This window comes from Natronocalculus amylovorans, assembly GCF_023638035.1.
Taxonomy (GTDB): Archaea; Halobacteriota; Halobacteria; order Halobacteriales; family Haloferacaceae; genus Natronocalculus; species Natronocalculus amylovorans.
Map to the genome: position 1 here is coordinate 35,152 of NZ_JAKRVX010000007.1, position 12,499 is coordinate 47,650.

12 protein-coding genes are annotated in these 12,499 nt (G+C 49.9%); 7 read left to right on the forward strand and 5 right to left on the reverse strand.

Annotated features, from left to right (window positions below; translation table 11 throughout):
* Positions 1-92: 92 nt before the first annotated feature.
* The 3 genes from AArcSt2_RS13855 to AArcSt2_RS13865 form a co-directional block, all read right to left on the reverse strand.
* Positions 93-989, reverse strand: a complete 897-nt coding sequence (locus AArcSt2_RS13855) for a mechanosensitive ion channel family protein (RefSeq protein ID WP_250585450.1) — start codon at positions 987-989, stop codon at positions 93-95.
* Between the two features lie 145 nt (positions 990-1,134).
* Positions 1,135-1,860, reverse strand: a complete 726-nt coding sequence (locus AArcSt2_RS13860; protein ID WP_174655077.1) for a universal stress protein — start codon at positions 1,858-1,860, stop codon at positions 1,135-1,137.
* A complete protein-coding gene (locus tag AArcSt2_RS13865; RefSeq protein ID WP_250585452.1) occupies positions 1,853-3,316 on the reverse strand; it encodes an APC family permease in 1,464 nt (487 codons plus the stop codon). The genes AArcSt2_RS13860 and AArcSt2_RS13865 overlap by 8 nt, the downstream gene beginning before the upstream one ends.
* Positions 3,317-3,495: 179 nt before the next feature.
* Between AArcSt2_RS13865 and AArcSt2_RS13870 the strand changes: the two genes are divergently transcribed.
* The 6 genes from AArcSt2_RS13870 (at position 3,496) to AArcSt2_RS13890 (ending at position 9,608) form a co-directional block, all read left to right on the forward strand.
* A complete protein-coding gene (locus AArcSt2_RS13870; protein WP_174655075.1) occupies positions 3,496-4,689 on the forward strand; it encodes an MBL fold metallo-hydrolase in 1,194 nt (397 codons plus the stop codon).
* Between the two features lie 2 nt (positions 4,690-4,691).
* Entirely contained in the window at positions 4,692-5,198 is a 507-nt protein-coding gene (locus tag AArcSt2_RS13875) for a YeeE/YedE family protein (protein ID WP_425493667.1), read from the forward strand.
* Positions 5,195-5,653 (forward strand): DUF6691 family protein, encoded by a 459-nt coding sequence (locus tag AArcSt2_RS13880; RefSeq protein WP_174655074.1) that lies wholly within the window; start codon positions 5,195-5,197, stop codon positions 5,651-5,653. Before AArcSt2_RS13875 ends, AArcSt2_RS13880 begins: the two co-directional genes overlap by 4 nt.
* Before the next feature lie 78 nt (positions 5,654-5,731).
* A complete protein-coding gene (locus tag AArcSt2_RS16860; RefSeq protein WP_425493668.1) occupies positions 5,732-5,887 on the forward strand; it encodes a DUF7512 family protein in 156 nt (51 codons plus the stop codon).
* 204 nt (positions 5,888-6,091) lie between these two features.
* Positions 6,092-8,395 carry an APC family permease gene (locus tag AArcSt2_RS13885; protein WP_250585454.1) on the forward strand — a complete coding sequence of 768 codons (2,304 nt, stop codon included), beginning with the start codon at positions 6,092-6,094 and terminating at the stop codon, positions 8,393-8,395.
* Between the two features lie 178 nt (positions 8,396-8,573).
* On the forward strand, positions 8,574-9,608 hold the full coding sequence (locus tag AArcSt2_RS13890; protein ID WP_250585456.1) for a sulfite exporter TauE/SafE family protein: 1,035 nt from the start codon (positions 8,574-8,576) through the stop codon (positions 9,606-9,608).
* 109 nt (positions 9,609-9,717) lie between these two features.
* On the opposite strand, the gene AArcSt2_RS13895 is transcribed toward AArcSt2_RS13890, so the two are convergent.
* Positions 9,718-10,926, reverse strand: a complete 1,209-nt coding sequence (locus AArcSt2_RS13895; protein ID WP_250585458.1) for a CBS domain-containing protein — start codon at positions 10,924-10,926, stop codon at positions 9,718-9,720.
* Between the two features lie 85 nt (positions 10,927-11,011).
* Positions 11,012-12,028 carry a hypothetical protein gene (locus AArcSt2_RS13900; RefSeq protein ID WP_250585460.1) on the reverse strand — a complete coding sequence of 339 codons (1,017 nt, stop codon included), beginning with the start codon at positions 12,026-12,028 and terminating at the stop codon, positions 11,012-11,014.
* Positions 12,029-12,131: 103 nt separating this feature from the next.
* Here AArcSt2_RS13900 and AArcSt2_RS13905 point away from each other — a divergent pair, with 103 nt between their 5' ends.
* A complete protein-coding gene (locus AArcSt2_RS13905; protein ID WP_174655066.1) occupies positions 12,132-12,479 on the forward strand; it encodes a DsrE family protein in 348 nt (115 codons plus the stop codon).
* Positions 12,480-12,499 lie beyond the last annotated feature (20 nt).

Sequence of the window (12,499 nt, forward strand, 5' to 3'; positions counted from 1 at the left end):
TCAAGGAGAACACCCCGAGGCTTGACCTCGGGGATGAATCCGACAACTCGGATATAAACCAATAATGTCAAAAATGGGCCATTTTAGCGCGACTAGTCTGCGCTACCTGGAATTTCGGGTGGTACGGTCGTCCCAAGACCACCTGAAAGGGTGCGCTGTGGGAATGGAATCGTAATATCCTCTTCATCAAAGCGCTGTTTTACATTTTTAACATACTCTGCACGGGTTTTAACGAAATCCGATCGCCGAGGCTGTGCGATCCAAATACGTGACTGAAGACCAACGTATGAGTCTGCAAGCTCGGTCAAACGGACCGATGGACCCGGATCTTCGAGGATACTTGGATGCTTGTTTGCTTCCTCAACAATGATATCGGTTGCTTTGTCAATATCATCATCATAATCGATACCAAAGACAAATTTGAGTCGAAGCCGTTCACCGTCAACCGGGTTTTTTACCACGCCGTCGGTAAGTTTTGAGTTCGGAACGGTCAACAGTTCATTATCGAACGTTCGAACACGGGTAACTCGAAATCCAATATCCTCAACAATACCGCTGTAGCCATCCCACTCGACCCAATCACCGATCTTAAAGGGTTTGTCGGTGAAAATAAAGACGCCAGCGACAAAGTTTTTGATAACGTCTTGGAGTGCAAACCCGATCGCAAGCGTTGCTGCGGCGGCGATCGTCGCAAGCGAAGAGAGGAAATTGCCAAAGCCAGCGAATCCAAATGCGACTGAAATTGCAGCGAATCCGAGGGCAATATTTGTAATCTTTTTTAGTGGTCGGGTGGCATGATTTTCCAGCCCTCTTGCATCGAATGCACGATCGAGGATCGGGAATACGACTGCTTTTCCAACGGAGAATGCGATGAAAAAGACGACAACGAAAGTCAATGCTGCGCCGATCGGCTCTGGATACGGAATCCCCGCATTTGAGAGCAGATCGCCAAGAGCGGTGCTTGTTTGGAGTGTAATAACAGATGTCATATTAATCACTAATGTGTGCGTCATAGGGTAGAATCAACAGACTATGTACTGCCCAGTATACTGTATCAGATACTGGAATCTCTACCAACGATCAAATGTATTTATACATCTATTTAAACATTGTTAACCGTATGACAGTCCAAAGTTATGATGAGTTTGAGTTTTTCCGAACAACAAGCACTGGAGACAGTGAAGAGTCTGCCACCTGGTTTGCAGCCTCTCCTAAGATACGTTCAATCACAGATGGCTCTTTTTCACCCATAATAACGAAATCAGCCGCATCTGCTGCGGCTTTGATACCGGTGATCGGATCCGACACAACTGCAAACTCGGTGGAAATCTTTTCTGCAGGAAAGCCAGCAGTAACCAGTGCATTCGTGGCATCCTCGAAAAGCGTCTCAGCAGCAGGTCGTTCATCGTCACTGCTTGCTGCGTGATACAGTACAATTTCGCCTTCTTCGGATGGTGAGATCGCAGCAGCAATCCGTGTAATACGATCGAGATTAACCCCACCCCTAATAGGAACGAGGATTCGATTAATGGCGGGAGCTGCGTTCAAAAGCAGGATCGTATCAACCTCTTCTTCAACAGCGATGCGATCAAATGTTGCTTTTTTATTGTGTGTGAAAACGATTCTCGATCGAGCACTGCCACCATGTTCTGAAAAGAGTGCTTCATAGTCTGCAAGCTCATTATGTACTTTTTCATGAAACTGCTCTTGAGCTTGTTCTGTCGCAGTTTGCTCGGGGAGTACGTGATAGCCAAGCAAAATTACATCCATCTGCGAGAGAATTCTGACGACTGGCTCTGGGATCGTTTCTCCCTCAAGCACTGCGATGGGGACAAGTACCCGAACGTCTGTATCATTCATTCTGCGGCCCTCCCTTCAATGTCACGTCCCGAGCGTAAAAGAAGTACCACCCTGCGGCAGCAACCATGACGAAGAGTCCGATAATCCGTGACGTAGGTTGCATGAATGCAATCATTGCGAAACTTGCACCTGCTCCGAGGATTGGGACAACCGGATAGCCCGGAACCCGAAACGATGGGTCATACCAGTCGGGTGATCGTTGTCGAAGCGCAATCAGCGTAATACAAATCAATCCATACATAATCAGGTGGAGGAATGATGCAACCTCTGCGAGCAGTTCTGTCTGACCAGTTGAAACAAGAAAGACGGTCGGTCCACCAACAAGTGCAAGCGAGATATGTGGGGTACCATACTTGAGGTTTACCTTGCTCACGGATTGTGGGACCAGCCGATCACGGCTAACGGCATACAATGCACGTGAGGCACTCAAAATAGACGCATTTGCTGAGGAAACGGTGGCGAGCAATCCTGCAATTAAAATTGCAACCGCACCACCAAACCCAAGATATGATCGGGCAACTTCAACAATAGCCGTTTCGCCAAATGATCCCAGTTCGTTACTTGAGAATGCGCTGGTTGCAACTAAAATCGTAATCACATAAAGTGCACCGACAACGACAACAGAGCCAACCATTGCAAGTGGAAGATTTCGGCTGGGATCTTTCATTTCACCCGCTACAGTCGCAATTTGGGCGAAGCCAAGGTATGATGTAAAGACGAGTGCAGCAGTGGACAAGATGGGGGCAACACCAAATGGTGCATACGTCTCGGGAGTTGATTCAGCCCCAAAAATACCGAGTGCATCAAGAATACCTGCACCAAGAAAGACGACCAAAATGCCGAGCAACAGGCTCACAATCGCGTTTTGTAGCTTTGTTGTATTTTCTGTCCCGAAGACACTGAGTGCAGTGAGCGCTACCCCGAACACAATACCGAGGATTGCAACCGTGCTTACCGGTCCAAATGTTGGTGGCCTTGGGAGACCAATTTCGACAAGCACCGCAACAGCGTACTCACCAAAGCCGACAAGATAAAACGCAGTGGCAAACACCAACCCGAGCCACAGACTCAATCCAACGATCGCTCCAAACAGTGCACCAAGCCCCCGAGAAATAAAGTAGTAGCCACCGCCGCTTTTCGGCATCGCAGTCGCAAGCTCAGATGTCGGGAGTGCAACCAGTAGTGCAACGACCGCGCCGATCGCAAACGATGCAGATGCAGCAGGGCCAGCATTCCCCGCCGCAAGCCCAGGGAAGACAAAAATACCGGCCCCAATCATCGTGCCAATACCGATTGTAAGCCCACCAGGAAGGCCGATCGTTCGTTCTAGCTCTGACCCTTCTGAAGTAACTGTGGACGTATCTGTCGTTTTACCAAGATCAACCTCTGGATCAGGGTTTACGGCGGTATCCAGCCCTGCCTCTGCATCGTCAACTGACGGCGGAGGGTCAGCCATACATTACTATTGGGAAGGGTGTTGAATAATTCCACCGAAATAGCAGTCTCTGTCAGTACGTGTGCTTGGAGTCGTCGTATATAACGAAGTACTAGATGCGGAAGTATACACAATTTACAACAGTGTTGCAGTAACTGCACAACACTTATGTTATTGTGCAATATACCCATTATTGTACAATGGACGAAATGGACTTTCCAACACCAGATGTTCCGGTTGAATCAGTAACTGCGGAAGATCTCAAAACTGCGATCGATGCGGGCGAAGCTGTTACACTACTTGATGTTCGGATGGAGTCAGAATATGAAAAGTGGAAGATAGACGGCCCAACTGTTGAGACAATCAACGTTCCGTATTTCAACTTCTTGGATGAAGAAGTCGATAATGAGACGCTTGAAGCGATTCCAGAGGACAAATCGCTCCTCGTCCTATGCGCAAAGGGTGGCGCAAGCAAGTACGTCGCCGGAAAACTCAAAGAGCAGGGGTATGAGGCGGAGAGTCTTGACGAGGGAATGAACGGGTGGGCCCGAATCTATGAGGCAGTCGAAGTGAAAAACTACGATGGACCGGGGACACTGCTTCAGTATCAGCGCCCATCGAGTGGCTGTCTCGGCTATATGGTATATGATGACGGGGAAGCCGCAGTCGTTGACCCGCTTCGCGCGTTCACCGATCGCTACCTCGACGATGCAGCCGAGTTGGGTGTTGAGCTCACGTACGCATTTGATACGCACATCCATGCAGACCATATCAGTGGCCTTCGAGCACTCACAGCAGAGGGCGTAGAAGGAGTCATCTCAAAGGCGGCCGTCGATCGTGGCGTCACCTACGCAGATGAGATGACACTTACCGAAGATGGTGATGAGTTCACCGTTGGGGACGTCTCCATCGAGACAGTGTTTACGCCGGGGCACACAACTGGGATGACATCATACCTTATTGGAGATTCATTGCTTGCAACCGGTGACGGGCTGTTCATCGAGAGTGTTGCCCGACCGGATCTTGAAGAGGGAGACGATGGTGCACCGGAAGCGGCTCGAATGCTGTACGAGTCACTCCAGAACAAAGTGCTCTCGCTTCCAGACGAGACGCTAATTGGCGGTGCACACTACAGCGATGCAGCGAAGCCAGCAGCCGATGGTACGTATACCGCACCGCTCAGTGAGCTCGTCGAATCAATGGAAGCGCTTCGAATGGACGAAGATGCGTTTGTTGAGCTGATCCTCTCGGATATGCCACCGCGACCAGCAAACTACTTGGAGATCATTGGAACAAACCTCGGACAAGAATCAGTCGACGATGAGGAAGCATTCACGCTTGAGCTCGGCCCGAACAACTGTGCAGCAAGCCAAGGAGCACTGACTGAGGAATAATTGTGCTTTCGACAACAGCAGCGATCGGCCTGCTTCAAACAGGAGTGATTGAGACGCTGTTCCCAAACGGGATTGGCCAGTACGCGATTGGTGGACTTTTCGTTGGGCTTGGCGTTGCAGTGATCTATCTCGGAACGGGGATCATTGCTGGTGCAAGCACGACACTTGAGTCAACGCTCTCGTATGTCTCGGGACAATCACGGTTTCAGAAGTATCGGCTGTCGCGCGATTGGCGTATTGTTTTCGCGCTGAGTACGGTCGTTGGAGCGGCGTTCTGGGCGCTGTTGTTCCAAGATGGGATTTGGACAACGGATGTCCAACTCTGGCGGCTATTCCTTGGTGGAGTTCTTGTCGGGATTGGGACTCGGATCGGGAAGGGATGTACATCGGGCCATGGTGTCTGTGGTGTTGGCTCCGTCTCTCGAACATCGCTTGTCGGTGTGGTGACGTTCTTGATAACGGCGATCGCAACAGCGCAGATTGTGATGGCATTCGGGGTGGTACCATGAGCGATCGACATCCGATGTTCATGCCCGTGATCGTCTTCGGAGGGTTGCTCTTCGGGTTCGGTCTCGGCTACAGTAACATGGCGCAGCCAGAGGTTGTGCTGGATTTCCTCCAGTTTACGGACTTTGGGCTGCTGTTTGTCATGTTTGGTGCCGCGATCGTCACTGGAGTTGTCTTCGCAGTTGCAACCCGATCGAATCGAACTGCGCCACTGACTGGAGACACCTACACTCGTCGGTTGAAATCGTTCGATCGGAACGTCCTCATTGGCGGGTCTATCTTCGGTGTTGGCTGGGGGCTGTCCGGAATCTGTCCAGGTGCTGCGTTTGCGAGTGTCGGTGTCGGAAACTATCCGATACTGGTCGCAATCGCAGGGATGTTCATTGGAGCGTATATCCAAGGCGTCTGGCGGAGTACCAAGGCAGAACAGGCTGCAAACGCAGTCAACGCTGACTAATTGGTACCGGAGTAAGAACGCTCAGCCAACAGGATAGTATTTCAAATTAAAACAATATAACTAACCGAGAAACAATAGATGATCATTGAATTAAGCAGTTTGAGTCCGACAATGCAAGCAGTTGCAAATATTGCTATCGTTGCAGCACAAGCACTTATACTGTACGCAGGATACGGTAAAATGTTGGATATACTAGCTCCAAAGATTTTGCGTAGAATCGCAGACGCAGAATAAACGCTAATATTTCTCTTGTAACTTGTCGACTGCACTGTTCTATCATACGCCTAGTATTGTACAATTTAACCAAAACTATAATACAACCAGTCTTTTAGTGAATATTGTATATGGAGTTCAATATTCCTCATATTAGGATCGCAGATGATTGTATCACGCGTTTAGGTGAATCGTCAATCCAACCAACCAATGTAATTAGTATCAATGGCAACCGGACTCAAGCGTGATCTTGGACTGCCGTCTGTAACGGCAATTGCGATCGGTGCAATGGTTGGGAGTGGGATTTTCATTCTGCCCGGAATCGCGTTTGCAACGGCAGGCCCTGCCGTCGTTATTGCGTACCTTATTGCGGGACTGCTTGTACTCCCTGCAGCATTGAGCGCATCCGAGATGGCTACCGCAATGCCAGAAGATGGCGGCTCCTATGTTTATGTCGAGCGTGGGATGGGACCACTACTTGGGACGATCGCCGGGATCGGCAACTGGTTTATGTTATCGTTCAAAGGTTCGCTAGCGCTGGTTGGTGGTGTGCCATATCTTGTGTACATTGCACCGGACCTCGCGGAATATATCATCTTCATTGCGCTTGGGCTAGCACTCATGTTTACTCTTCTCAACATCGTGAGCACAAAATCGACGGGAAGCTTACAGCTCGCGATTGTTGGAATAATGATTGCTGCGATGGTATGGTTCATTCTCGGTGGCTATGGGAGTATTATTCCTAGACAAACAACCGGGTCCTTTGATATCGCTTCGGAAGGGATTCTCGCCGCAACAGGATTGGTCTTTGTGTCGTACGCGGGTGTAATCAAAATCGCAGCCGTTGCAGAAGAGGTGAAAGATCCAGGGAAAACGATTCCTCGAGCAATGATTGGATCGCTCCTGTTTACTACCGCACTGTACGTACTGATTGTCTACGTCGCAATTGGTGTCGTTGATTTCAATGCCGTGCTTCCGGAGAGCGGTGAGGGAGCAATCATGGCATTTGCAGCTGAGGAAGCACTGGGGACTTTCGGCGTGATTGCGGTTGTTATCGCAGCGTTGATGGCACTTGCCTCGACCGCGAATGCAGGCTTGCTCTCTGCCTCGCGGTTCCCATTTGCAATGGCTCGCGACGGGCTTGCACCGGAACGGTTCGAAGCAATTCATGACAAATATAACACGCCGGTGCTCTCGATCGCACTCACTGGTGGGGCGATGATGGTGATGATTGCAACACTTCCGATCGAAGACGTGGCGAAGCTTGGAAGTGCGTTCCAGATTCTCGTCTTCATTCTCGTTAATCTTGCACTGATTGGCTTCCGAGAAGGTGCAGTTGGTGACTATGATCCTGAATTTGTTGCACCATTCTACCCATGGGTACAGATTATTGGCATGGGTGGTGGGTTGATTCTTCTTACACAGATGGGGCTTATTCCACTGCTCGGTGCTGCTGGAATATCCGTCGCAGCAGCACTCTACTACGTGGTATATGTTCGGGATAGCATCGAACGTGAAGGTGCTGCGCGTGAGGCGATTCGCCGAAATATTGGGGATGATGCTGTCAAACAGACAAGAGAACTCTTCGAGAGCGATAGCTCGTACAAGGTGCTTGTCGCAACAACCGAACAGACCTCAACTGGTGCAAAACGTGACATGGTTCGTGTTGGAAGTGATATGGGTCGGCTCCGATCGACAGCGGTGTCGGTTGTTGAGTTCCTAGATATTCCACATCAGATATTCGCTGAGAATCACGCGAAAGTACAACAAACAGGCACACTAGAATGGCTTGCCGATATCGCAGACGACGCTCCAGAGTGGATGCCAACAGACCCAGAGGCATCAGCGCTGCGAACGTCAGGTGGTGTTGACACTGTTGAGATTGCATCCAATACAGCAGTGAGCTATCAACGAATCGACAGTGAAGACCACAAACGAGCAATCGTTGATGTGGCAACGTATAGGAACTACGACCTGTTGTTACTTGAACGGCGAGCGGACGAATTTCACCGACGACTGTTTGGAAGTCCGATCGAGTGGATTCTTGAGAATACACCAACAGACGTTCTCCTCGTTGAGGATCGTGGGTTTAATGGTGCTGATGAAATCGCAGTTGTTGCAACTCGCGGTGCATACGATCCACTCAAGATCCTCATTGCAGATGCAGTCGCAGAGGAAACCGGTGCAGAAATCAATCTTCTGCAAGCAATTGGAAAAAACGCACCCGAGACGCAAAGAGAGACACTGGAAGCATACCACAACGAGTTAGCAGCACTCTGTACGGTCCCAGTCCGATCAACGATTATCGAGACGGACAATGAAATTTCAGGGTTGGCCCGATTTGCACAGCCAGCAGATCTACTAATCACTGGAGTCGATCAAAAAGGTCTCAGAGGTCGGATATTTGGTCGACCAAGCGATCAACTGGTTGATTCGGTTGAGAGTACGGCGATTATGGTACAAACACACGATGGAAGAAAACGAGGCGGTGTGATCAAACGGCTACTCATGGATCACTTGTTCTCGTAAATCTAGTACTATTGAGTGTATTGCACAAAAATACCAAAACTATTTGTGCACCCTGCTGTTAGTAGAGACTGACTACGAACGTGCAGTACACACACCCATCCAGCGTACAACCAAGTCGTGTTACCACTCAAGTACGGCTAGATAGTCGAAAAATACGCAGACAGAGCGTGAGATAACGATGGAGCTATTTGGACTTAGTATTGCGATTTTAGCCCTCTTTATCGGGTTCGGATTTGTTGTTGGTCTCCTGTATGGATTCTTTGGAATGGGTGGTTCATTCCTTGTGACACCAGCACTCTTGGTTCTTGGCTATCCAGCCCGTGTTGCGATCGGAAGTGGAATGGCGTTCGTTTTTGGAACCGCCATTATTGCAGTAATCAAACATCACGGTATCGGACAAGTCGATTACAAGCTTGGTGCATTGATGTTTGTTGGGCTCACAGCAGGAATTGAAGGTGGGCGGATTATTGTCTTCTACCTTGAGGAGCTTGGAACTGCAGAGCTGATTGTCGGCATTACGTATGTCGTACTGCTTGCAGCAATTGGGATTCTGTTTACAAAGAATGCGCTAGAGGATGATAATGAAGAGACAGAGGCCGATGAGGAGCTCTCGCATGCTGATGTTGATCCGAATGATATCCCCGATATCGCAAAGAAGATCCAACGGTACAATATTCCACCAATGGTCACATTGACCGGTGGGATTCGGGTGTCGCTGTGGGTCATTACGGCAGTCTCATTGGTGGTTGGTATTGTGTCTGGATTCCTCGGCATTGGTGGCGGCTTTATCCGGCTTCCAGCGATTTACTACCTGATTGGAGTTCCATTGCCAGTTGCGGTCGGAACGAACCTGTTTGGCGGGTTCATTTCTGGTGGTGTGGGGGCGTTCACATATGGACAGGCTGGTGCAGTCGATCTAACGATCGTTCTTCCGTTGCTGTTCGGGAGTGCCCTCGGTGCACAGATTGGCTCCGCATCAACGGTGGTTGTCGACGAAGATAAGACACGGATCTACTTTGGTCTCATGCTGCTTATCGCCAGTGTTGCAGTGGGTATTGGAGAAGCAGGAAGTATCCTTGAGATACCACTACTGGACACGACGAGTGCGGTCTTGATTATCGGATCAGCAGTTGTTGTTGCACTCATTGTGATTGGGAGTGGTGTTCGAGCAGTCAAAGAGCAAGGAAGGGAGTCACCAATATTGAATAACTAACGCTACTGGGAAACAATGCGCTCGGACAATAGTATTAGCACCAATACTTCGAGATATAAACAATATGTTGAATATAAGTGTTTAGTGAACTACTTACACCAGTCACTATCTATTTGCTCAACCACCAGCCGTAGATCTTCTCGAGTTCGTCGGTCTCTTTTGGTTTCATGCTCTTGCCGTATGTTTTTCCTTCGAGAATCTGTCTCTCAACGGTATTAAGCGCTAACGAGAAGGCATGCTTTCCGCCGTAGCCTTCGCCGGTACCGACAAAGAGCCCTTTGTCAGTGTACAGCCGGACACGGACATAGATAAGCGACATGCCACGAAGCCGCTCTTTGTGTTCTTTGAAGTGGACTTTGGCTTCGAGCAACCGCATCCCGCTGTACTTGCGGGTAACCGACTCGATCTGAGTTGCCAAATACTCATCCGTGATGTTGTCTACAATATCCGCTCCAAACACCTGTACGTGAAGTTGGTCATCATCGGTCCATGTCAACGACTCGAGGAGGTCAGTCTTCGTGACGATTCCCGCAAGCGATCCGTCATCATCGACGACAACCGATGAAGAGGCACCGAAATCAAACATTGTCTCCAGTGCAGCGTCCAACGACTCATCCAACATCGTTGTGCCGAGCGTTTCAACCATGACGTTTCGCACCGGAAGCGAAAGCAAGTCTGCACTTTCTCCCTCCCGTGCACCGTACCCACCACGATCGGTTCCAGCGCCGTCAGTATCGTCACCGTCTGGTGATCCGCCTTGCGATCGGGTGAGCTCTCTGGTCACGAACGCAAGCACATCAAACAGACTGATGATTCCAACGGCTTCGTCGCTGTCTTCAGACACAACTGGAAGGTGCTCGATCCGTTCATCTCTGAACGTTGCAATCGCAGCACCAAGGGACGTATCTGGCGTCACCGAGACGACAGCAGTCGTTGCAACGTCATCAACATCCAATACGGAGAGATATGGATGAACGTGTGTGAGTAGATCGTCTGCACGAACAACAGCAACTAGCTCATCACCGTCTACGACAGGGAGCAGTCTGGTATCACCAGCAATCATCAGCCGGGCAGTCTCACGAACATCCTCATGCCGATCGATCGTCGGGACGTTTCGGACGACCGACTGCGCTTTTTGTGTGCCCTTTTCATGCGATGAAAGCACTGCACGTCGGGTAACGACACCGACGAGGCCGTCAGCATCCGTAATGACGAGTGCTTTCTCCCCGGATGACTCGAACGCACCGCGGAGCTTTGAGACTGGAGTTCCCCGGTCGAACGTTTCAAAGTCAGTGTCAATGATCTCTGTTATGTCCATATGCAATATACAACGGCTCGGTACTTACCCACAGTGTACATTCTCATATTGCAGTAATGTGTATAATGTGGGACTCTCAGCTAGGTCACTTGTGCAGTGTTTTCAGTCGCTGGATGAGTGCTTCACCACCCCACACGGTGAGACAGGCCCCAAATGCGATCGTTCCAAGTTTTCCACCAGACCCACCAACATACGGTGTAGTGTAGATGAAAATAAGTCCTGCAACCGCACCAGCCACAGCGACACGAAACTCATCAGCAAGTCGATCGGCCGAGACCATCCCAACGAAAGATGCACAAAAGACAACAGCGGCAAGCAACGACCCATCAGTCGGATAGATGACTGGGAGGAGAATTCCCGAAATGGCCCCAACAGTTGCTGATGCGACAACAGGTCCACGATCGAATCGAACACTGAGCATGAATGTGACAACAGCACCGCTTACGGCGTACAGATAGATGAGAAACTGTGTGGTAAGCGATGGGAGTGGATCGCTATGGAACTCCGCGACGGTTACCGCCACAACCGCGGTTGCAGCGACAAATGCAGTCGTCCCCAATTTCCCACCAACGCCGTCAAAGACAGGTCGACAAAGAACGAAAACACCGCCGGCAAGAAAACCAGCTAAAAGCGCTTGTGTGTATGTAGTAAACAAGAGTGGGGAGGTCATTCCGACAAACGCCCCACAGTAGATCGCCACTGCAAATTTCGGGATAATGAGTGCGCCAAACAGCGCAACAAGCGAGGCAGCGACGATTGATGAAACAGGAAGCTCGATCGTGACAATGAGTGTCACAATAGCACCGCCCATTACCGCGGTAACGTATTGTGCGTCAGTCCGGACTGTTGGGACATCGTAGGTCTCGACAGTGGCTGTAGTGTCCCATTCCTTTTTTAATCCGTAAAGAAGGCCAACGGAGACGATGACTAATGCACCTGTCGTGACTACAGACTGTGTAACGATCGTCGCACCGTGAAGACTGAGTGCAAATAGGACGATCGGCCCACCAGCTAAAATAAGAAGCCCAATTCGAGGCGTAAAAAATACGCTATAGAACGTGTAGACCCAGCGACGAGATAGAGATCGCGTTGATTCAGCCACAAGTTCACCGTGTATAGTGTCTGTATTGAGAGGACGAGTATTTAATATACCCCTCCAAAACGCCAGCATAATAGTTATTGTATTGCACAATATACTATACAGTATGTCTGATTCAGGAAGTAATGCAGACCTCGGTATTGTCCTTGAAACAAACGATCCAGAGCGCGCATGGAACGCGTTCCGACTTGGAATTACGGCGCTCAACGCGGGACACTCAGTTTCAGTATTTCTTCTCGGAGCAGGTGTTGAAGCCGAGGAAATTACAGAGAACGAGCAGTTCGATGTCCGCGATCGGATGGAGCTGTTTGCTGATGAGGGCGGTGAGCTACGTGCATGTGGGACGTGCTTGAAAATGCGACAGAGCGACGAAAGTGAGGTCTGTCCAATCTCAACGATGGACGATCTTCTCAATGTTGTGATGGCGTCCGATCGTGTTATCACGATCGGCTAATCGGTCGTCACAGCTAACCA

Coding starts and splice junctions, on each gene's coding strand:
- AArcSt2_RS13860 (WP_174655077.1), bottom strand. CDS start 1,860: ATGAATGATACAGACGTTCGGGTACTTGTCCCCATCGCAGTGCTTGAG.
- AArcSt2_RS13880 (WP_174655074.1), top strand. CDS start 5,195: ATGAGCGATCGACATCCGATGTTCATGCCCGTGATCGTCTTCGGAGGG.
- AArcSt2_RS13885 (WP_250585454.1), top strand. CDS start 6,092: ATGGCAACCGGACTCAAGCGTGATCTTGGACTGCCGTCTGTAACGGCA.
- AArcSt2_RS13870 (WP_174655075.1), top strand. CDS start 3,496: ATGGACGAAATGGACTTTCCAACACCAGATGTTCCGGTTGAATCAGTA.
- AArcSt2_RS16860 (WP_425493668.1), top strand. CDS start 5,732: ATGATCATTGAATTAAGCAGTTTGAGTCCGACAATGCAAGCAGTTGCA.
- AArcSt2_RS13890 (WP_250585456.1), top strand. CDS start 8,574: ATGGAGCTATTTGGACTTAGTATTGCGATTTTAGCCCTCTTTATCGGG.
- AArcSt2_RS13865 (WP_250585452.1), bottom strand. CDS start 3,316: ATGGCTGACCCTCCGCCGTCAGTTGACGATGCAGAGGCAGGGCTGGAT.
- AArcSt2_RS13855 (WP_250585450.1), bottom strand. CDS start 989: ATGACATCTGTTATTACACTCCAAACAAGCACCGCTCTTGGCGATCTG.
- AArcSt2_RS13905 (WP_174655066.1), top strand. CDS start 12,132: ATGTCTGATTCAGGAAGTAATGCAGACCTCGGTATTGTCCTTGAAACA.
- AArcSt2_RS13895 (WP_250585458.1), bottom strand. CDS start 10,926: ATGGACATAACAGAGATCATTGACACTGACTTTGAAACGTTCGACCGG.